The organism is Mucilaginibacter rigui (assembly GCF_014773275.1).
In the GTDB taxonomy this organism is placed as follows: Bacteria; Bacteroidota; Bacteroidia; order Sphingobacteriales; family Sphingobacteriaceae; genus Mucilaginibacter; species Mucilaginibacter rigui_A.
Window position 1 is genome coordinate 342,519 of the sequence record NZ_JACWMW010000001.1, and the last position, 22,186, is coordinate 364,704.

The 22,186-nt window shown below is 42.5% G+C and carries 18 protein-coding genes; 8 read left to right on the forward strand and 10 right to left on the reverse strand.

Annotation, left to right across the window (positions count from 1 at the left end; translation table 11 throughout):
- Positions 1-49: 49 nt before the first annotated feature.
- Positions 50-1,276, reverse strand: coding sequence for a glycoside hydrolase family 88 protein (locus IDJ75_RS01540; RefSeq protein WP_191173855.1), 1,227 nt, complete (start codon positions 1,274-1,276; stop codon positions 50-52).
- Positions 1,277-1,299: 23 nt separating this feature from the next.
- Complete coding sequence (locus IDJ75_RS01545) at positions 1,300-1,917, reverse strand: YhcH/YjgK/YiaL family protein (RefSeq protein WP_191173856.1); 618 nt, start codon at positions 1,915-1,917, stop codon at positions 1,300-1,302.
- 216 nt (positions 1,918-2,133) lie between these two features.
- Between IDJ75_RS01545 and IDJ75_RS01550 the strand changes: the two genes are divergently transcribed.
- The 4 genes from IDJ75_RS01550 to IDJ75_RS01565 are packed head-to-tail and all read left to right on the forward strand — an operon-like array spanning position 2,134 to position 7,038.
- The gene (locus IDJ75_RS01550) at positions 2,134-3,426 is read left to right on the forward strand and encodes an MFS transporter (protein ID WP_191173857.1); all 1,293 of its coding nucleotides are present in this window, start codon (positions 2,134-2,136) and stop codon (positions 3,424-3,426) included.
- A gap of 37 nt (positions 3,427-3,463) precedes the next feature.
- Positions 3,464-4,261, forward strand: a complete 798-nt coding sequence (locus IDJ75_RS01555; RefSeq protein ID WP_191173858.1) for a DUF4350 domain-containing protein — start codon at positions 3,464-3,466, stop codon at positions 4,259-4,261.
- A gap of 55 nt (positions 4,262-4,316) precedes the next feature.
- Positions 4,317-6,818 (forward strand): hypothetical protein, encoded by a 2,502-nt coding sequence (locus IDJ75_RS01560; protein WP_191173859.1) that lies wholly within the window; start codon positions 4,317-4,319, stop codon positions 6,816-6,818.
- A gap of 43 nt (positions 6,819-6,861) precedes the next feature.
- The gene (locus IDJ75_RS01565; protein ID WP_191173860.1) at positions 6,862-7,038 is read left to right on the forward strand and encodes a hypothetical protein; all 177 of its coding nucleotides are present in this window, start codon (positions 6,862-6,864) and stop codon (positions 7,036-7,038) included.
- A 2-nt stretch (positions 7,039-7,040) separates the two neighbouring features.
- On the opposite strand, the gene IDJ75_RS01570 is transcribed toward IDJ75_RS01565, so the two are convergent.
- Both IDJ75_RS01570 and IDJ75_RS01575 read right to left on the reverse strand, forming a co-directional pair.
- Entirely contained in the window at positions 7,041-7,418 is a 378-nt protein-coding gene (locus tag IDJ75_RS01570; protein ID WP_191173861.1) for a hypothetical protein, read from the reverse strand.
- Between the two features lie 66 nt (positions 7,419-7,484).
- Positions 7,485-8,729, reverse strand: a complete 1,245-nt coding sequence (locus IDJ75_RS01575) for a cystathionine gamma-synthase family protein (protein WP_191173862.1) — start codon at positions 8,727-8,729, stop codon at positions 7,485-7,487.
- A 105-nt stretch (positions 8,730-8,834) separates the two neighbouring features.
- On the opposite strand from IDJ75_RS01575, the gene IDJ75_RS01580 reads away from it, so the two are divergent.
- Positions 8,835-9,437 carry a trimeric intracellular cation channel family protein gene (locus IDJ75_RS01580; protein ID WP_191173863.1) on the forward strand — a complete coding sequence of 201 codons (603 nt, stop codon included), beginning with the start codon at positions 8,835-8,837 and terminating at the stop codon, positions 9,435-9,437.
- On the opposite strand, the gene IDJ75_RS01585 is transcribed toward IDJ75_RS01580, so the two are convergent.
- Positions 9,434-10,633, reverse strand: a complete 1,200-nt coding sequence (locus IDJ75_RS01585; protein ID WP_191173864.1) for a hypothetical protein — start codon at positions 10,631-10,633, stop codon at positions 9,434-9,436. The two genes, IDJ75_RS01580 and IDJ75_RS01585, sit on opposite strands and share 4 nt — an antisense overlap.
- A 139-nt stretch (positions 10,634-10,772) precedes the next feature.
- On the opposite strand from IDJ75_RS01585, the gene IDJ75_RS01590 reads away from it, so the two are divergent.
- The gene (locus tag IDJ75_RS01590; protein ID WP_191173865.1) at positions 10,773-12,077 is read left to right on the forward strand and encodes a hypothetical protein; all 1,305 of its coding nucleotides are present in this window, start codon (positions 10,773-10,775) and stop codon (positions 12,075-12,077) included.
- Between the two features lie 8 nt (positions 12,078-12,085).
- Here the strand turns inward: IDJ75_RS01590 and IDJ75_RS01595 are convergent, their stop codons facing one another.
- From IDJ75_RS01595 to IDJ75_RS01615, 5 genes are all read right to left on the reverse strand, one after another.
- Entirely contained in the window at positions 12,086-13,270 is a 1,185-nt protein-coding gene (locus IDJ75_RS01595; RefSeq protein WP_191173866.1) for a hypothetical protein, read from the reverse strand.
- A complete protein-coding gene (locus IDJ75_RS01600) occupies positions 13,257-14,246 on the reverse strand; it encodes a DUF2157 domain-containing protein (RefSeq protein ID WP_191173867.1) in 990 nt (329 codons plus the stop codon). The genes IDJ75_RS01595 and IDJ75_RS01600 overlap by 14 nt, the downstream gene beginning before the upstream one ends.
- Before the next feature lie 106 nt (positions 14,247-14,352).
- Positions 14,353-14,886 (reverse strand): OmpA family protein, encoded by a 534-nt coding sequence (locus IDJ75_RS01605; protein WP_191173868.1) that lies wholly within the window; start codon positions 14,884-14,886, stop codon positions 14,353-14,355.
- Positions 14,887-15,070: 184 nt separating this feature from the next.
- Positions 15,071-15,592, reverse strand: coding sequence for a DUF2238 domain-containing protein (locus IDJ75_RS01610; protein ID WP_191174864.1), 522 nt, complete (start codon positions 15,590-15,592; stop codon positions 15,071-15,073).
- A gap of 137 nt (positions 15,593-15,729) precedes the next feature.
- Positions 15,730-17,433, reverse strand: a complete 1,704-nt coding sequence (locus IDJ75_RS01615; RefSeq protein WP_191173869.1) for an ATP-binding protein — start codon at positions 17,431-17,433, stop codon at positions 15,730-15,732.
- Positions 17,434-17,796: 363 nt separating this feature from the next.
- Here IDJ75_RS01615 and IDJ75_RS01620 point away from each other — a divergent pair, with 363 nt between their 5' ends.
- Entirely contained in the window at positions 17,797-18,984 is a 1,188-nt protein-coding gene (locus IDJ75_RS01620; protein WP_191173870.1) for an ROK family protein, read from the forward strand.
- Between the two features lie 103 nt (positions 18,985-19,087).
- The gene (locus IDJ75_RS01625) at positions 19,088-22,165 is read left to right on the forward strand and encodes a SusC/RagA family TonB-linked outer membrane protein (RefSeq protein WP_224746448.1); all 3,078 of its coding nucleotides are present in this window, start codon (positions 19,088-19,090) and stop codon (positions 22,163-22,165) included.
- Positions 22,166-22,186 lie beyond the last annotated feature (21 nt).

The window sequence follows — 22,186 nt, forward strand, 5'->3', positions numbered from 1 at the left end:
GTTTATTCTTTGCTATCGATAGCTAAACCCGCAGTAAGGTATCATAGCACTAATTTTTTAAAGTGCCCGCCACGTTGATAACCGGCTTTTTATCGGCCAGGCGTTTTTGGCGCAACAGGGCTTCCAGATAATAATAATCGGCATAGATGATCGGCACATCAATTTCGCTGTTGGCCGGTTTGTGGCCGGTGCTGTGCAGCAGTAAAAAGCCGCGTGCGCTATCTGGCTGTGGTTGGTAATGATTGGCCAGGCTATTCAGGATTTTATCGGCAGTGGTTTTATAGGTTTTGCCGTTTTTACTGTAGGTGCTCAATTCATACAAAGCCGATGCTGCAATTGCCGCGGCCGATGCATCGCGGGGCTGGTTACCCAGTTTGGCAGCGTCGTAATCCCAGTATGGCACCAGGTCGGCAGGCATTTGCGGGTTGCCGAAAATGTATCTTGCAATTTTTTCGGCCTGGTCCAGGTACGCTTTGTTATGTGTTTCGCGGTAGCACATGGTGTACCCATACAGGCCCCATGCCTGCCCGCGTGCCCATGCCGAGCTATCCGCAAAACCCTGAGCTGTTTTTTTATCTAAAACGCGCCCGGTTTGCTGGTCGTAGTTTAGCACATGGTACGAGCTGTTATCGGCCCTGAAATGGTTTTTAAGCGTGGTATTGGCGTGCGTTACCGCCACTTTGTAAAAGCTGGAATCGCCGCTTAGCCGGGTTGCTTCAAACAACAGCTCCAGGTTCATCATGTTATCAATAATAACCGGGAACTGCCATTGCTTTACATGGTCCCATGATTTTATACAGCCAATGGTAGGGTTAAAGCGGGTGATCAAAGATCTGGCTGCCTGTATGATACTCTCCTTGTATTTTTGCTTGTGTGTTAGGCGGTAAGCGTTGCCCACGCTGTTATAAACCATAAAACCTAAATCGTGTGTACCGCCGTTTGTTTTTTCAAGTTCCATTATAGCGGTGTAGGGCTCAGATTGTTCCTGCCAGAAATTATCGCCGGTGTACTCATACAAAAACCACAGGTTGCCTGCAAAGAATCCGCTGCACCAATCATTTGGTGATACAATTAACAGATTGCCTTTCGCATCCAATGTGCGCGGCGAGAGTAGTTCGGGTTTGTTTAGTTCCTTTTTGGTTTTCTCTGTTTCGGTAAGCAGCAGCCTGGTTTGGCGCTCCGCAAATTTGAAGGCTTTTGGCGCGATGTTTTGCGCGTACGCGCCCAGCGTAAATGCGTTTAATAACAAAACGGGGAGTATGCTTTTAATTCTCATAGTTTGGTTTTAAAAAATGCTGTTTAATAAACTACTTTAATTTTCACCACCAGTTTTTTTACCACATCATAACCGGCCACCTTAATATTTGGGCGATGCACATCCTGCGGAAAAAATAAAAAGAAAGTGCCCGGCCCGGCAATGTACGAGGTGCCTTCGGCAGTATAACCTGCACCGTCTTTAGCTTCGTCATAAGGCTTGGTAACAGCTGCCTTATCTACATTAACCACATCAATGCGTTCCCTGCCTTTTATTACATATTGCAGGTCGATGTATTTGCGGTGCGATTCCCAGCCGGCTTTATCCGGCTCTTTTGATGGCGCTTCGGTTACACTGGCATAGGCGTTGTCGCCATCTATAGGGTGTTTGCCGGGGCTCAGGGTATCCAAATTGGATTGTTTTAAAAACAGGAATACTTTATCCCAAACCAACTTGTTAGCATTATATTGTTTGTAAAATTCGGCCGCGTTTACTGATGGGGATACTTCCAGTTTTAAACCATTTTTCCACTTGCCGCTTTTAAGCCATTTTTGTGTATTAGCCTTGTTTATGCCGCTATTTTGTTGTGCAAGTGCGCTATTTGTTATGGAGGCAAAACTAATAATAGCTATAAGAAGCCGGTACACGGGTTTAATGCTCATAATTTAAATACATGGTTTATAAAATGTAAGATACATAAATGGGCGATACGTTGCCAATACTGGGTAATAACATATTAATTACACTGCCAAAAATGCCGGTTAATAAATACATGCAAAATATAGCTACAAAAGAAGCATATTTGAATAAAGGCAATGAAATGCGCCAAATAAGCTGATCATGGAAAGATGTACAGCGAATAAAGCATACAACCAATTATGACCGATACTAAAAAAACAAACTACCGCTGGGTGGTAGTGGTACTGCTGTTTTTTGCAACCACTATTAATTACCTGGACAGGCAGGTAATAGGCTTTTTAAAACCCGAACTTGAAAAGCAATTTAGCTGGACAGAAACCGATTACAGCCATATTGTTATGGGGTTTTCGGCTGCTTATGCGCTTGGTTTACTTGCTTTTGGCGGCATTATTGATAAAATAGGGACTAAATTAGGCTATACCATATCGCTCATTGTTTGGAGCATAGCGGCTATGCTGCACGCTATTGTGAAATCTACTTTTGGTTTTGTTGCGGTAAGGGCGGCGCTGGGGCTTGGCGAAGCGGGGAATTTCCCGGCGGCTATTAAAGTGGTGGCCGAGTGGTTCCCCAAAAAGGAACGTGCCCTGGCTACGGGTATATTTAATTCGGGCGCCAACATAGGTGCGGTATTGGCACCTGCTATGGTTCCGTGGATATTGGGTATTTACGGTTGGCAAATGGCTTTTATTATAACCGGTGCAATAGGTTTTATATGGTTAATATTTTGGTGGATATTTTATGAGATCCCTGCAAAGCATAAAAAAATAAATGTGGCGGAGTTTGACCATATCCACAGTGATATTGAAGCACCGATAACAGCGAACGCGCCCGAAGAGAAAGTAAAGTGGGGGCAGCTGTTCGGCATCAGGCAAACCTGGGTATTTGTAGTGGGTAAATTCCTTACCGACCCTATGTGGTATTTCTTTCTTTTCTGGCTGCCGTCTTATTTCTCAAGCACCTTCAACCTCGATCTAAAAAAACCAACCCTGCCCTTAATTTTAATATACACGGCTACCACTATTGGCAGCATAGGTGGCGGGTATTTATCATCGTGGTTTATAAAAAGAGGGATGCCTATATTTAAAGCACGTAAAACTGCCATGTTGATTTTCGCACTTTGCGTGGTGCCCATATTTGCGGCAAGGTATGCTACCAATATATGGCAGGCAGTAGGTTTAATAAGTTTGGCAGCGGCCGCCCACCAGGCCTGGAGCGCAAACATCTTTACCACCGCGTCGGATATTTTCCCCAAACGTGCGGTAAGCTCTGTAGTAGGTATTGGGGGAATGGCGGGCTCTGTTGGTGGCATTGCATTCCCGTTTTTTATCGGCTGGATCTTGGATTCGGCCAAAGCAGCGGGTAATGTCACCGGCGGGTACAATATCTTGTTTATTATTTGCGCCTGTGCCTACCTGCTTGCATGGCTAATAATGCACTTGTTAACCCCACGCATGAAAGTTGTTAAGTTATAAAGAAGTAGCAATATGTGGTTGCTGATTTTTTAATGAAATGAAACGGAAATTATTCATCGTTATACTCTTTGTTCACCCGGTTATTACCGCAAGGGTAATGGCGCAAACCGTTACGCTCGATTATTATTTTAACCACGAGGTGCATAAAACTAAAGATGGCCAAAGCAAAAGGTTCCATTATATGTGGGATGATACGGATAACTCCGGATTTTCTATCTGGGGCGGTATCTTCAAATCGCAGGGTGCCAAACTAAGTAGCCTGGAGATAGCCCCAACACTACAAAACTTAAAAGGAACCAGCGTTTATATTATTGTTGACCCCGATACAAAAAAAGAAAACCCTTCTCCGAACTATATCCGGCAAATCGATGCCGATAACATTGCGCGTTGGGTAAAAACAGGTGGTGTGCTTGTATTGATGGCTAATGACAGCGCAAATGTAGAGCTCCCTCACTTTAACCTGCTTGCCGGCAAGTTTGGGCTGCACTTTAATAACGATATGCAAAACCATGTTATTGACGATGCTCATTTTGCCGACGGCGCTATTGTAATAAACAATAACCCGGTTTTTAAAACAGCGCAGAAAGCTTTTATGAAAGATGTATGCAGCATTGCTCTTACCGGAAAGGCCCGCGTTATATTAAGATCGTCAAACGGGGCTGCTATTGCAGCCATTGTAAAATATGGTAAGGGAACTGTTTTTGCCGTTGGCGACCCATGGTTGTATAACGAATATGTTAACGGCCGGTTGCCCGCCGGTTTTGATAATGATAAAGCAGCGGCCGATCTTACAAAATACCTTTTATCCCGAGCCCAATTTAAGGCCGGTCACTAATAAAACCATTAGTTGGTTTGTCTCTTTTTTAAAACAGAATAGGTATTTTTAGCTGATGAAGAAATTTTACCGGTGCCTTTTTACCTGTCTATTATTAATTTCACTATCGTTATCCTGTATTGCGCAGGTTGCGCATGAAGATGCAGACCCGATTGAAAGTCAAATAAACCTGTACGGCGTAAAGAAGGCTACGCCAACATTATTTGTTCATCTTGATAAAACCATTTATACCAATAACGAAACGGTTTGGTTTACCGGTTACCTGCTTAATATTGATGCTAACGCGATAAAGGAGCATCACATCCTTTCGGTTTCGCTTATTAATGACGAGGATAGTAAAATTGCGGCGCAAGCCAATTTTATAATGGATGGCGGGCTAAGTTTTGGGAATATTTATATTCCGGACTCTGTTTCGGCAGGCAGTTATCATTTTGTTGCCTATACCAACCGTTTGCTAAAGGGGCAGCCCGAGGTTGTGTTCAAGCAATCGGTAACCATCAAAACCACCAACGAACCCGCATTTTCCTTGTCGCTAAGTTTACTGGACAGTACAAAAGCACAGCCCGGTAAAATAAGCACGTTGCTTACCGCTAAAGCGAAAGAGCTGCCCGTGATACAAGCCCCGGTAAGTTATAAAATGGGCACAGCCAAAAAACGGGCTGCGCTGGCAACCGGCAAAACCGGTGTTACCGGCGAGGATATTTTAAGTATCGATAAAAACCAGGTATCGCCGGAAAATCACGTATTGATTGCTGAGGTTGGCGAAGGAAAACAAAAGGAAAGCATCCGTTTAAGCATACCCATAAAAAAGCAAAAAGCACATGTAAGGTTTTATCCCGAAGGCGGCTACTTAGTTGCGGGCAAAACTGGCAGGATAGGCTGGGAGGCCAGGGGCGCCGGCGGCGAACCGTTAAAGATAAATGGGATACTATTAAGTAACGGCACACCTGTAGATACTATTGCAACCGATAGTTACGGCATGGGCGTATTTAAACTTACGCCAAAAGTGAATAGTAAATATCAGGTAAAAGTGATAAGGGCGGGTGTAGTTGATACTGTTTGTGCTTTGCCAAACGCGCTGCCGCAGGGTATTACATTACAGGTTGCAGATGCCTTGCAAACTGATAGCATCACCCTGAAGCTGCAAAGCACCCGCTACCAGGTGGTGAAGATATTGGTGCACAACTATAAAGAAGTATTTATTACGCTCGATGAAGAAATCTACCCAAAGGGCCTGGTAACAAGTTTTTCCACCGCCGATCTTCCGCGCGGGTTGAATATGATAACTGTATTGGATAGCCTGGGCAGGCCGCTTGCCGAACGCGCCATTTTTGCGCATTATGATAAAAGGCAGAACCTCAGTATTAAAACAGATAATAACGAATATGCCACACGCCAAAAGGTTAAGCTTAACCTAAAGCTAAACGGCAGTTCGGGCAACGCGGCTAAAGGCTATGTTTCTATAGCTTGTGTGCAGGATAACCGGCTGAGTTATAAACACCCCAATAATATTGAAAGCTATTATTATTTAACCAGCCAATTACAGGATATCCCCTTAAAAGATAACCTGATGGGAAACGATGCGGCTGATAAGGAATACCTCAATAATGTATTACTAATAAAGGGCTGGAGCCGTTACACCTGGCAGGAAATGCTTAAAACACAGCCGGCAGATACGCTGAGGCAGTACCAAACCATAGCCTATAACGGCGATGTAACATTTGCCGGCAAGCGTTTAAAAAAACCGATAATGCTGAGCGCTATTGCCGATACCCTGGCCAGTATAATACGCACAGACAGCACCGGCCATTTTGTAATGGATGAGCAGGGTATGGTTACCCCGGCCGATAAAAATATGACGTTGTATATAAGCGGAAAAGAAAAAACCGACCCGTATGTTATTCACTTTAACAACCCGTTTGAGGGGATGACAAAAAACATGGCAGATACGATGTCACTTAAAAGTGTTGAAATGCCTGCCGTAACTGAAACTAATGAAGCCCTTGTAGTGCAGGGGCTTGATAAAACCAGGCAGTTGCAGGAAGTGAAGATAAAAGCAGTTAAGGATGGTTTGCTTTATGCCAGTTTGCCAAAATACACGCTCGATAATAATTTAAGCACAAACGAGTGTGGCGATTATATATGTGTAAACGATATTTTGAATTGCGGTTTCCACTCTGGCGATAATAAAAACCGTCCTTTAAAAAAGGGCGATTATATTAAAATTTGGCGAAACGGACGGCTTATAAGCACTGTTTACCGCGGTTGCGTAATATTTAAGCCAAAAGAGTACCCAAGTATGGTACAGATAAAGGGGATCTACGCTAACAAAGAGTTTTATGTGGCTGATTATGACACCGCAAAGGATAATATTCCCGAATATCAATCAACTATTTACTGGAAATACAATGTGCCGGTAAACTCATTGGGCGAAACCAGTCTTTGGTTTTTTACCAACGATGTTACCGGGCGTTTCAGGATAATAGCGCAAGGGCTAACGGAGGAGGACGTGTTGTACAGCGAGCAAACTATTAACGTTAAAAAGAAGCTGCCCTAAGCATCAGCAGAAAACTATCCTGCCCAAATTATGTTAGCGATATATGAATAATTTTTTCAGAGGGATAATAGCGGCCTGGGGCGCTAAAAAATTGGGTGGCGGCTGCCTTTCAACCATCGTAATATTTATTGTAATTTATGTGTTGCTGGGTAAATGCAGTAACGAACCTGCAAAGGCGGCAGTACAGCAACCACCTGCAAAGGTACAGGCGATCAGATAGTATTATCGTTTCAGTACAAAGCGGTAGGCTTTCTCTTTTATATAATAAATGCCTTTAATTTTTACAGGCGGGGTTTCAAACAATTCTTCCATACCACTTATTGCAAAATAAGCTGTTTTAGTAGCATCATTCTGCCTGTAAAAAGTTAAGTTTTTGTTGTCGTCTGCATAGCCGTATTCAGGCATAAAAGAGGCTGTTTTATGGGTTTTACCATCCGTTAGCTTTACTTCGGAAGCACCTAAATAACCGTTAGCCAGTATAAAACGCACTGCCATGTTTTGAACTTTGCCCGTGTATTTAACCGCCTCGTAAGCTTTTTGCGCATAACCGAACGCCGGGGAAAGCACACCTGCCAAAAGCAATAATTTGAGAAGTTTCATTGTTATGATAACAAAAAAGGCAAACGATGGTTCGTTTGCCTTTCATATAATTAAAGCTGATTAGGCTTAGTTAGCACCATCAAGTGCCTGCTTAAAATCTTCCATCAGGTCTTCACGGTCTTCAATGCCAACTGATAGGCGGATCATCCCTTCGGGGATGCCCATTTCGGCACGCTTTTCAATGCCAAGCTCAAAAAATATGGTTTGTGCAACGGGGATAGCCAGGGTGCGGGTATCGCCAAGGTTACTGCTTTTAATAACCACTTGCAGGCGGTTCAAAAAGGCAAATACATCAACTCCATCTTTTAAGGCGAAGCTCATCAGCCCGCCGTTATAACGAAACAGTTTTTTAGATAGCCCGTGCTGTGGGTGATCTTTTAACCCCGGGTAATAAACTTTGCTTACCAGCGGGTGGGCTTGCAGGTATTCGGCCAGCGCGGCCGCGTTACCGCAAGAGCGTTCCAGCCTTAAGGCCAAAGTTTCGGCACCTACCGATATGCTGTGTGCTGCTTCGGGTGCCAATGTGCCGCCGCCGTCGCGCAGGCCGCGTTTACGGATCTGGGTAATGCCAAGCAATTCGGGTTTTATTTGTTCACGTAGTACGGCTGCAATGCCGGGGTAACTTGCCCAATTGTACAGGCCGGTATCGGTTACGCTGCCGCCAAGCGCATTGCCATGGCCGCCAATATATTTGGTTAACGAGTTGATGACCAATGATGCCTTAACTGTAATTGGCTTAAACAGGTAAGGTGAGGTCATGGTATTATCAACCACGTATATGAGGTTTTTCTCCTGGCAAAAATCACCAATATTTTCCAGGTCGGCAATTTGTGTTGCAGGGTTGGCAATGGTTTCTACCATAACCATACAGGTGTTTGGCTGGAATGCCGCCTTTATATTTTCAACAGATGTGGCATCTACAAAAGAGATATCTAACCCAATTTCAGTAAAAGTTTGCAGTATGCTGCGGGTATTGCCAAACAGGTAAGAGCTGGCAATAATATGGCTGCCCTTTTTTACCAGTGCAAAAACGGTTGCCATAATAGCGGCCATCCCGGTAGAAAAACTTACAGAAGCCAACCCGTTTTCCATCATGGTTACCTTGCCCTCTAAAGCGGCTGTGGTGGGGTTTCCCTGCCTTGAATAGGCAAAACCTTTTGCTTTATTCTGGAATACGTTTACCAGGTCCTGCACATCATCAAAGCCCCAGGTTACTGCGGTATGTATTGGCTGATGTAAAGCGCCAAACTCCGGTTTGCGAAGGCGGTCGGCATGTAACAGGGTAGTTGTGAATCCTTTTTGTTTAGTCATGATGGGTAAAAAAGATAATATTTCGCAATGATAGGTATCTGAGCCTGAAAAACCAAAGCGAACGGTTATATCAATACAAAAGTTTAGGTTTGTATTACAAATTGTATGCACTTAAGCTTTTCAACCATTATTGAGATACTGGGCACCATTGCTTTCACCATATCGGGTGCTTTTTCGGCCATGCAAAAGCGGCTCGACTTGTTTGGTGTGCTCATCCTCGGTTTTGTAACCGCTATTGGCGGCGGTACCCTGCGCGATGTATTGATAGGCAACACACCCGTATCATGGATGCGTGACGTAAGTACCCCGCTTATCATACTGGCTACGGCTATACTTACCATCAGCTTTAAACGCCTGGTGAAAAACCTGAAGGTTACCCTGTTTTTGTTTGATGCACTTGGCCTGGGCCTGTTTACTGTAATTGGTGTTCAAAAAGGATTGGCGGCTAACCTTAACCCCGGCGTTTGTATTGCCCTGGGCACTATTACCGGTTGCTTTGGCGGTGTGCTACGCGATATGCTGCTTAACCATATCCCGGTTTTATTCCACAAAGAGATCTATGCTACAGCTTGTATAGCGGGCGGCGTTTGTTATATCCTTTTGCTGCCGGTGGTAGAGCCGCAAATAGCCGAAGCTGTTTCTGTTGTGCTTATCTGTACCATCCGCATACTGGCTGTACGCAATAACTGGCGCTTGCCCACGGTTTAAGAATCGCCTTTATATTTTAACGGGGTTAATTTGTTAGGCTTCAGGTAAATAATATCCTTTTCAAAATCCAGGATCATATTAAAACGCTTCAGGAGACCATTGCCCAGGTAGTTGATCTGGAGCCCCATAGGGTTTTTGCCGGCTAAAAGTAGGGTAGGGATATTAGTCAAAGCAAAACCATTTAAACGGTAAAGCGGGGCGCGTACTATATTAATTTCAAATTTATTACCTCGCGGGTCGCTTAGTATGGTTGATTTGATCAGTTTAAGGTCTTTAGGGAAATGTTTCTCACTTACCCATGCGCTATCCAAAATAAGGGCCTGGCCCGATCCTGTATCCATCAAAAAATTACCGGTGTATTTTTTACCGGCTATTTCGAAAGTTCCGTTAATGATTGGGAAAGAGCGTGTAAACGCTATTTTTGATTTGGCATAACCTTTCAGATCTTTTGGTAGTTGCGAGTGGATGATCATGATATTTTGATCATAATCCACCTCAACCTGTTTGCCTTCAAAAAGGTTCCAGCCAAAGCGGCCGTCCATACCATCCGCAGTTATCAGGGTAGGTAAAATCTCTACATCATGCCAAACCATACTGCCCATTTGCAGTTTTGTTGCTTTGTTTAAATTATTATAATTAGGGGCTGCTTTACCCGCTAAGGCATCGGCCTGGTTAACCAGCAAATTGGTTTTTTTGAGGATGGCGTCTCTGGTAAAATGAAAATCGAAGGAACTGGCATCAAAGTGCAGCAATAAGGTGTCTGCATTATTCATAACTGTTTTTACGCTAATGGCGTTGTCGGCAGTGAGGGTAAAAGGGATAGTGTCGTGTGTGGCGATATTGTTTTTTACCATGCTTTCGGCTGGTATACCGCTTGCAATTTGCGTAAAGCACGAATCTTTACCGTTTAACAATACTACAAAATTAAACCTGCTGCCGGGTTTAACTTTCACCCGTATCGAATCAATATCGGTATAAAAGGTAACCCATTTGGGTTGGCGGGTCCTGTCGGCAGTGTAAACATCCGGCCTGATACCCGGCGAAAGCGACCACGTGTTTTTTTGCAGGAAACCGCCATCGTTAATAGATGCACTTTTTGAGGTGGCTTTAATAACCGGCAGTTTTGCTTGCGCGAAAGATGATTGAACTGTTAATAAAAATACGAAGAGCAGGAAGTATTTGATGTGAGCTGGCATGTAACAGGTGTTGCAGCCCAAATGTACATAAACCGCATAATTAAATAGCGGTATTTAATTGAGGAGAACAAGACGTGTTGCTACGCAACGGCAGTTTTAAAAGGAATGCTTAACTTCGCGGTACATTTACATCTGCTCTATGAAAAAATTATTGCTCCTGGTACCTGTATTGTTTGTACTGTCGTGTAAGCAAAAAGCATCTGATACGGCCGAAGGCAAAAAACTAAACAAACTTGCCGAAGAGTATGTAACGCTTGGGCTAACCATAGGCCAGTACGACAGCGATTTTGTTGATGCCTACTACGGCCCCGACTCGTTGAAACCAAAAGAAATTACCACCAAAACTTTCCCTCTTGATAGCATCCTGGCCAATATAAACAGCCTGATGAACGATATAAAGCTGATAGCCGATGCTTCGGCAGATTCAAACAAGATCCGCGCCAACTGGATGTACAACCAACTAATTGCATTTGGCCGCAGGGTAAGGATTTATGGGCAAGAGTATCGCTCGTTTGATGAAGAATCGCGCGAGCTGTTTGGTGTGGCAGCGCCATCTTATGCCGAAGAGGTTTTTAAAGCGGATATAGATAAGCTGGATAGCATGCTGCCGGGCAAGGGCAATGTTAACGACAGGTTTCAGAAACTGGCCAATAAATTCATCATCCCCAAAGAAAAGCTTGATGAGGTAATGAAAGCTGCCATTGCTGAGGCCCGTAAACGCACGCTTGCCCATTATAAGTTACCTGCCGGCGAAAACTTTACTTTAGAATATGTGACCAATAAACCCTGGAACGGTTATAATTGGTACAAGGGTAAATACCAAAGCACGGTACAAATAAACACCGATATAAAAATATTTATTGACCGCGCCATTGATGTAGGCAGCCACGAAAGCTACCCCGGCCACCACGTTTACAATATGCTGCTGGAGAAAAACCTATACCACGACAGGGGATGGGTAGAGATCTCGCTGTATCCGCTGTTTAGTCCGCAATCGCTAATTGCCGAGGGGAGCGCCAATTACGGTATTGAGGTAGCCTTCCCGGGTGATGATAAAGTTAAATTTGCTAAAAATGTATTGCTGCCGCTTGCCGGCTTAGATACCACAGGCATAGATATGTATTTTAAAGCGCTGGCTATAAAAGGCCATCTTAACTACGCCCGTAACGAGGCAGCCCGTGGTTTAATAAACGATACCATGAGCGAAACCAAGGCGCGCAACTTCCTCAGAAAGTATTGCCTGATGAATGATGAAACAGCCGATAAATCTATCAGTTTTATCAAAAAATACCGTAGTTATGTGATCAACTACAATTACGGGCAGGATTTGGTGAAGGACTATATAGAGCGCAACGGTGGTGCTAAAGACCCCGCCAAGCGCTGGGAACTATTTGGCCATCTGCTAAGTAATCCTGTAAACCCGGCAGATCTGGTAAAGAAATAATTATCAATTTAAAAACTATCGCTCGAGCCGCCTCCACCGCCGCTTCCGCCACCAAACCTGGCAGCATGCCCTTGCCCTACTGGCGGTAAATGCGATGTAGCCTGGCCAATAGCAAGCCCTTCTAAATTAAGGCTGTCGGCACTATTGATTTCTTCCGGTTCGGTATAGGTAAAGCCGTGTCTCGGTGTTTTTAAATAGCTGATAATAACATATGAGCCGGCAAGGATAATTATCCCTGCCAGGGTAAGCATAATTTCGATAGGTAGTAAGTGATAGTAAACCCTGAAGGTTGCTATAGCGGCCGCTACCAAAACCATCCCTGTACGCAATAGCATGGTATCTTTTCGTTTTAGGCCAAACAGGATATAAATTACAGGTAATGCAATCGTCCAGACCCAAAAGATAAAACCGAATGGGATTGCCGTATGCGAATCATCCAGTGCATTAAGCATATTGTTTAAGCGGTTCACCACAAAATAATTGCCGGCAGCATACAGGGTAAGCAGGCTAATAAGCTTTACAATGCCTATGCAATCGATATAATAAAGGCTCTTTGCATTTTTACCAAAACGGTTAAAACCAAAGTAGGCGCAGGCCGCGGCTATCATCATCACAAAAGGCATAGTAGCCAAACCAAATTTGCCTATTAGTGCCCAAAAGAAATATACACATGCAAATATGGCCCCGCAGGCAACTGCAGCCGTAACCACATCGGCAAAACGGAGGGTTAGGTAAATGCAAAGTATGGCAATAGTTATAGCCCCAAGCAGATTGTCGCCGGTGGTGAAGTGCGAATCAATAACGATCCATATAAACCCGCCGCCAAGCAGTGCCGCCGATGAATAAAGTAATGCATTATCCACACCAGAATGAAAATAGTGTTTGCTTTTGGTAAGAAACTCTAACAGTACATAATATATTATGCCTAAAAATAGAGGCCAGCCGGGGCTTCCCATAATATGCACGCTCACAAAAGCCATTAAAACTAAAAGGCTTGTAGCAACAATGGCTATGATGAGTGTAAGGATAAACAAACCTATACGTACCATTAGCCCAGGCGTGTAAAAGCCAACCGGGTGGATTGTTTTTATTTTAATAAACTCGTCTTTTGTAATGCGGGCGGCAGTATAGTCGGTTTTAAGCAGATCGACTATATGTTTATTATTAAGCCATTCTTTGTTATATATGATCATCCCGCTTTAAGTTTTTATTGATGTTTATCAGTAAAAATATTAACCCAATTGCTGATGCTATAAAACACATCAGCAACAGATAGATGGCATCATATTTCATATAACCATATAATATCCTTGTGATTAAACTTGCCAGGGCGAAGTAGCCATACAATATAGTAAGTAGTATAAAATAGAACGACCGTTCGCGCCGGGCATCAAAATAGATATAGATAGCCAGGGCGACAAAAGGCACCAGCCACACAGCATTTGCAGCGCTTTCATAATTGTAAAAATACCCGGCCAGCAAGGCAATAAAAGTTACATGAATACCGTAATGGTGGTAAGTGAATTTAAAATGCTTTTTAATATCGAACCGTTGGGTGAGGTAAGCAAAAAATAACAGTATTAGCCCAAAAGCCACATAGGTGAATATGATTTGCCTGCTATTAAATGTGCCGTAAGCCAGCAAAGTTTTTGGGGTTACAGATACGCCCATCCATAAAGCCAAACTGGCTATGGCCATGCTCAGGATACCCAGATGATCGAAATAATAAGCAATAAAAAATAAAGCCAGCATGGGTATAAACGTAGCCATGCCATAGTTTAATCCGAATACCTGGTATTGGTATTGCAGGTAGCCAACAAACGTTACCATGCTGATGCTGCCCAGTAACAAAATATAATCGAAACCGGTGTTGGGTGATTTTGCCTTATGCCAAGTAAATGGCCGTTTCTTTTTAAAGCAATACGCAAAACAGCTAATACTTATAAGTGCTATAAAAGCCAGTACGGCCTGGTGACCAATGGTATCAATATTTTTATAGATAAGTACCCCCAACCCGCCTGATAACAACATTACGCCCAGGTAAAGCAGGGTTTTAAGCTCCCAGTGGACAGGGAATAATTTTGTGAGGTGCTTTTGGCTTATCTTATTATAAGAGTCATCACTAAGATACCCCTGCGAATGGAGCTTTTGGTAGATTTTGTTATCCAATTTTTTAAGTTTAGTGCTTTATAAAGGTGATAAAGTATACAAGCTCAACATAAAAAAGGGCGTGATGTTTATAACACCACGCCCTTTACACTTAACTAAACAAAAGTTATTGCAATTTTATTTCAACGCGGCGGTTAAGCGCGCGGCTTGCTTCGTCGGTATTTGGAGATATTGGTTTGCTTTCGCCATAACCTTTAACTGCAAGTACATCAGCACTTACGCCGGTATTTACCAGGTAGGTTTTAACCGAGTTTGCACGCTCAATAGATAAGCTCATGTTATGTGCTTCGCTACCTTCAGCAGATGAATTGCCATTCAGTACAAATTTTACTGATGGGTCTTTCTTCATTTCGGCAGCAGCTTTATCTAAAATAGGGTAAGCGTCTGTTTTTAATATACCCGAGTTAAACTCAAACTGAATATTTTTGAAATTATAGTCGGGTTTCTCAGGAGCAGGCGGCGGTGGCGGCGTTTGCTTCGGAGGTGCCGGTGGCGGAGGTGGCGGTGTAGTTGGCGTAGTGCTTGCGGGTGCTATAAATGGCGGCGATGGTTTCATCACCTTTTTTGATTTACAGGCCGGGAGTACAGCGACAGATAGTATGAGTGCAAATGGTAGGTAAAATGTTTTTAAGAACTTCATGTTTGAATGGTTTGATAAATAACAAAAACGTTTACGGTTGCCCGATATTGTAAATATAGGAACTTGTATCACATCCAAAGCCTTAAAATAAATACTTAAAACCCCCGGTTCATTAATTTAATGCACAAAGAAAAAGCGTATTGTTTAAAGAAATGGAGGCATATGGTTGCCTGTAAATACATGCTTAGGCTACCCTGATATTGCTTATTGCTTTATCTTGTACTTTTGCCATAAAAATTACCATGCATATTGCACCTATCATAGCATAAAGCATATCAGATTGCGTATCCCAAATATAACCTTGAGTACCCAGGAACGAATCTCCTGATTGGCCGGACGCAATGGATACAAACCATTCCAAAAACTCATATAGTACGCTAATAGTAGTACACACGCAAACAGTTAAAAATGCCATCCAATTACGTTTTTTTACAACTTGAAGACGGATAAATATCTCGCGGGTTATCATGGCCGGTACAAAACCCTGGGTAAAGTGCCCCACCTTATCGTAATTATTCCGCGTTTGATGAAATGCATCACGGATCCAGTTAAAAACCGGTACCTCGGCATAGGGGTAATGCCCGCCTATAAATAATACATAGCAATGCACCAATATCATTATATACGTTAAGTAGCTAAACTTAAAACGTTTGTAAGTAAGTGCCAGAACAGCAAAACCTATAATAGCGGGGAAAACTTCCAGGATCCAGGTGAAATAATCGTGAGGTTAATACCCGAAATTATAAGGCCTGCAAAAAAAGTAAAATTAGTACTGCATGGTTATTCATTACATTATATGGTGCTGTAATAATTAAGGCTTCCGGCGACCTGGGTTACATGGAATTATGTTTCTATCGGCAAGTCCACAAAAAAAGTTGTGCCTGTATCGGGGTTACTTTCAAACCATATTTTACCGCCGTGTGCTTCTACAATTTGCCTTGAAATGGCCAGGCCCAGACCAAAAGACTGTTCGCCTGCTGTTCCGGGCCTTTTGGCTTCAGTAAACAGGTCAAATATCTTTTCCTGCATTTCAGGCGGGATGCCAATACCTTCATCTTTTACAGAGATGCGTACGCTTTGAGGATCACGATCCATTTTAACAATAATAGAGGCGCCTGCAGGGCTAAATTTAATTGCGTTGGCCACCAGATTGCTAATAACCCGCCACAGCTTTTCACGGCTGGCCGGCAGTATAACAGGTATTGTCTCCAGGTTAATGTGCTGTTCTTTATCCTTAGCCTTATTAAGCAGCAGCGAAACGCAATACTGCAGCATTTCTGCTATATCGATGGGCTCTTTTTGTAATTCTTCGGTACGGAATTGTACCTGTAGCAGGTCGCTGACTAAATCAAGTGAGTTTTTACTGGATTGTTTAATCATTTGCAACATCGTCAGGTCTTCTTTCGGCCGGCCAGGCTCTTCCAGCATCAGCGCTGCCATAGAATACATAGCGCCAATTGGGTTGCGCAGGTCATGCGCTACTATCTGCATCATGCGGGTATTGTCTGCCTGGCTCTGTTCAAGCGCACCCAGTGTTCTTTTCATTTGGCTGTTTTGGCTGGTTACCTGCTGGTTCAATCGCCGGGTACGTTTTAAGTGTTGCCTTATAACGACGATAACTGCTATTGCAAGGAGGCAAGATAGAACGGAGATGATAAGCAATGCAGTTTGATATTTTGACCGCGTAGTTAATGATTTAATCTGCTCATCTTTTAGTGCGTAGTCCAGGTAATCTATCCCTGATGTATTGTTTAGTTTTTCTTGTTCATCATGGAGGTTAATAAGGTGGCGGCTATAAACAGATGCTGTTAGCGTATCGCGCCTGTCAGTATAAAAATTGAATAATTTACGCGCTATTAGCTGGCTATAAATAAGATACCCGTTTTGACCTGCAATGGCCAGCCCGCGGCGGTAATAGGCTGCGGCCCTTGCCGGTTGGTTTTCGGCAAGCTGGTCGCCCATGTCTATCAGCATATCCATCGAAACGTAATACAATTTGTTGGTTATGGCTGTATCAATAGCATGGTCCAGTAATATTAAACCCTCCTGGCGGTTACCATGCGCTATCATGTCATCGGCCACCAGTTGGTCAATTGCTACCAGGCTTCGCTGGTCATTGTACTTCATGGCTATTTCCCGGGCTTTACCAATATAGTTGTGCCTCGCATCACGATTGAAGCGCGCAGGATACGACAGCAGGTAATTGTAAATAGCCAGCGACATGATCGAATCGTGTTGTAACTTTTTGCCAAGTGAAAGGGATTCGTTAAAACGTTGTATGGAACGCCCGTCTTTGCCTAACTCTTTATAAACCATGGCAATGTTCATTAATGACTGAACACTATTGGCTGAGTCTTTTAAGCGCCGGTAAACTGCGTAAGCCTCGTTATAATACCTTAAGGCAAGTTGTAAATTACCCTTTATATCGAAAAATACCCCAAGGTTATTTAGGGCATCGGCTTTTCCTTGGGGATAATCAAAGTGTTCGGCCACGGCACGCGCTTGTCGGGTATAGTAAAAAGTGCTGTCTATATTTTGTTCGTACATCAGCATTGCAATCCGGTTAAGGGCATCTACATACCGTAAACTATCGCGAATATGAGGTAGAGAACTCTTGATGCCAGTCAGTTCTGTTGACTGCGCGCTGCAAAAAAGCGTTGAAAAAACAAACAATAATAAAAAAGGTAAGGCTTTTTTCATCGTTTTCCGGGTAGGTTCGGTAACAAATCGTGTTACGTTAATATTAAGGCATATTATTGAGATAAACAATAGCGGCTAACATTACAGAATAAAAGTATAATTGACACTAATTAATATTCTGATAAACATCAATAAAGTTTTTAAAAAAATTAAAAAGTTTATTGATTTTTAAAATTTATATTTTAAGTTTGGGGAACTATTCCTAAATTAATGACTGTTATTAAAAAACACGGGCTTTTGCGAAAAGACCTGCTGAAGCACTTTTATTATAATAAAAGCCTGTCGCTTACTGAATTAAGCAGGCTTACACATAAAAGCCTGCCTTTAATAACCAACACAGTTAACAATTTAATAGAAGAAGGATATGTATCTGAATATGGCCTTGCTCCATCTACGGGCGGTAGGCGCGGACTGGCGTTTTCATTAAATAATCAAAAACAACGATATATTGTAGCTGTAGCTGTTGACCAGATAGTTACCCAGGTAGTTATTTATGATCTGGCGAATGATATAAAAACAGCACCCGAGAAAAAAGAGATCATCCTTAATGATTCGTCATCGCTAATAAGCGCGTTCACAGGATTTTTAAAAGATTATATTTCCCGCTCGGGCGTACCACTTGATGAGATACTGGGCATGGGGATTGGTATGCCGGGCTTTGTAAATGCCGAACAAGGCATAAACCATACCTTCTTTAAAACAAAAAACGGTGTTAATTTAACCAAACACCTGTCGCATGAACTTGGCCTGCCAGTTTTTATAGATAACGATTCCAGCCTGATAGCACTTGCCGAATTGAAGTTTGGCGCGGGACGTAAGTTAAAAGATGTACTTGTTGTAAATGTAGGTTGGGGAACGGGCCTGGGGATGATTGTAAATGGTAGCCTTTTTAGGGGCCATAGCGGGTACGCAGGCGAGTTTAGCCATATTCCATTATCACAAAGTAACAAGATATGCTCTTGCGGTAAAAGAGGTTGTTTAGAAGTTGACACCTCTTTATTAGTGCTGTTAGAACGCGCAAAATCTGAGATGGAATCGGGCACGAGCTCGAGCATGGAGCAAGTATTTAAAGAAACCGGCAGTTTATCGGGCGATCATTTTTTGCAGGCTGCCAAATCTGGTGACCCGCTGGCGGTATCCATACTTTCTGATGCTGCCTTCCTGATAGGGAAAGGTATGGCAACTTTGATCCATATTATGAACCCGAAACTAATTGTTTTAAGCGGGAGGGGAGCTATTGCGGGTAAAATTTTAATGGCACCTATACAACAGGCCATCAATGAGTTTTGTATCCCCTGGCTTGCCGAGCATACCGAAATCAAAGTTTCTAACCTCGACACAGATCCAGAGCTTTTAGGAGCTGCGACACTGGTGATAGAGAACTGTAATTTTAAATAACAAGAATACGTATAACCACAAATAACCAACTAATCGTTAACCAATTAAATTCTTACAAATGAAACAAATGTACTTAAGGTGTATTGCTTTATTGTTATTCAGTATGATAACAATAGCTGCTTATGCACAAAAAACAGTTACCGGTACGGTATCTGAAAAGTCCGGGCAAACCATACCCGGTGTAAATGTTGCCGAAAAGGGCACAACAAATGGTATATCTACCGATGTAAATGGAAAGTTTAACCTGTCTGTTAAGCCCGGTGCAACTTTAACTTTTTCTTTTGTTGGGTTTAAAACCAAAGAAATAGTTGTAGGTAACGAAACAACCATAAACGTTGTATTAGAAAGTAGCGAAAATTCGCTTAATGAGGTTGTTGTAACGGCCCTGGGTATTAAAAGGGAAAAGAAATCATTAGGTTACGCTGTGCAGGAGGTAAAGGGCCAAACACTGGTAAATGCTAAAGAGCCAAACTTTGTGAACTCGCTTTCTGGCCAGGTAGCAGGTTTGCAAATTACCCGTTCGGCTAATGGACCGGGTGCATCTTCAAGGATCACATTAAGAGGTAATAACTCATTAACCGGCGATAACCAACCACTAATTGTTGTTGATGGTGTACCAATGGATAACTTTATTGGTAACGAAATGGATGGCAACGGTCGCCGTAACAACGATTACTACAACCCAAGCAGGGATATGGGTAACGGTTTGGCTGATATAAATGCAGAGGATATTGAAAGCGTAAGTGTGTTAAAAGGCCCTTCGGCAGCTGCGCTTTATGGTTCAAGAGCTGGTAATGGTGCAATTTTAATTACTACTAAAACCGGTAAATCACAAAGTGGTTTAGGTATAACTGTTACATCATCATTTGGTGTTGAAGATATTTTTGCAAGGCCAAAAATGCAAACCCAGTTTGGGCAAGGTACCCAGGGTAAGTATGATGCTACATCTACACTTAGTTGGGGCGAAAAAAATAGCGGACAAACGCAAACAAAACTTAACGGTACAACTTTTCCGCAAAATTATAATGATAACATCAGTAACTTTTTTGGAACCGGTTTAACATCAAACCAGGGTATATCATTACAACAGCAGTACAAAACCACATCGGTTTATACATCATATAACCGTTTGGATGATAAAAGTTATATTCCGGGTGCTAAGCTTATCCGTAATAACCTAATGGCGCGTACAGTTAGCAAATTTGGCACTAACGACAGGTGGACTGTTGATACAAAAGTACAGTACATTAATTCAACCGCGCGTAACCGCCCGCAGGCAGGTTACAACCCTAATAACTATTTCTATTATTTAGAAACGCTACCTACTTCGATTAATATTCAGGATTATAAAAATCCGATAAATGCAGCCGGTAATATGAATTGGTGGCACGATGGGCAGGATTTAAGCCCGTATTGGGCCTCCAAATATGTTCAAAATCAGGATGTAAGGAACAGGTTCCTGTTAAATGCAACAGTTAAATATCAGTTTAATAACTGGTTGAGCTTTGAAGGTAAAGGTGGTGCAGATATTTACAGCACAAATTCTGATAGCAGGCAATATGCAGGTGCTACAGCATCTTCAACAGGGTCATATGGTTTACGCAGAACTTCGTTCACAGAAACCAACTACAGCGGTTTATTATCAGCTAAAAAAGATAACCTGATTGGTAAATGGGGTGTTACAGCAACCTTAGGCGGTAACTTAATGAACCAGCAACAGTCTTTCTTTAGCGGAAGCGCCGGTACATTAACTGTACCTAACCTGTTTTCAATAAACAATGCGGTGGGTAACCCAAGTCTTGACCAAGGTTTGTTTTTGCATAATATTTATTCGGTTTATGGATCAGTTGGTGTAAACTATGACCAATTGTTATTTATAGATGGTACAGCAAGAAACGACTGGAGCTCTACTTTAAGCAAAGTAAACAGGTCTTATTTCTACCCATCTGTTAGTACATCTTTTGTATTCTCAGAAGCTTTAAACAGAAATGGTAATTTACCGTCATGGATAACTTATGGTAAAATCCGAGGATCATTTGCAATGGTAGGTAACGATTTACAACCATACCAGTTGTATAATACTTACGTAATAAGCAAAGACCCTAATAACAACACCAATGCAAGCCGTAATGATATATTATTTGACCCGACTGTAAAAAGCGAGCTGATAAAATCATACGAGGCAGGTTTAGAAATGCGCTTTTTTGACAGCCGTTTAGGTTTCGATTTTGCGGTTTACAAATCAAACGCAACAAGGCAGCTTATTGACCTGCCAATGGATAACCTAAGCGGATATACGGCAAGGAAAATTAATGCCGGCGATATCCAGAACAAAGGTTTGGAGTTAATGGTTGATGGTAAGATATTAAGAAGCCAGAATGGTTTTAACTGGAATACTACAGTAAATTTCTCACTAAACCGTAATCTGGTTAAATCTATCACACCTGATGTTACCCAATATCCGTTAGGTAGCTATGATAACGTATCTGTTTTAGCGCAAGCTGGCCAGCTCTATGGTGTTATTTATGGATCGAGCTTTAAACGGGTTAATGATCCAAGCAGTCCTTATAACGGTCAGTTATTGTTAAGTGATGCCGGTTTACCACAAGTTGGCGATAACAAGGTATTAGGTAACCAGCAGGCAACAAGTTTATTAGGTGTAACCAACTCTTTCTCTTATAAAGGGATTAATTTCTCGTTCCTGATTGATGCACGTTTTGGTGGGAAAATCTTCTCAAGCACAATAGCACATATGGAAGCATCTGGTACGTCAAATAAAACTGTAGTAAATGGCGAAAGGGCGAACATGGTAGTACCGGGTGTGATACAAAGCGGATCTGGTTATGTGCAAAATACAAAAGAGGTTAACCCTCAATTATACTGGCAGGCAGTTACTACTGGTAACCAGGGTATTACCGAAGCAAATTTATATGATGCATCAAACATACGTGTTAGAAATGTGCAGTTAAGTTATGACCTTTCTAAAAACTTTTTATCTGGTATAGGTATACAAAGGGCACGCGTTGGTGTATCTGCCAATAACCTATGGCTAATAAAAAGCCATATGAATGGCTTAGACCCTGAGTCTGTTTATGCAACTGGAAGCAACGCCACCGGATACGAAAGCGGAAGCGCACCTACCACACGCACGTTTTTACTTAACCTAACCATTGGTTTCTAATACCACATTAAAAAGACAAAA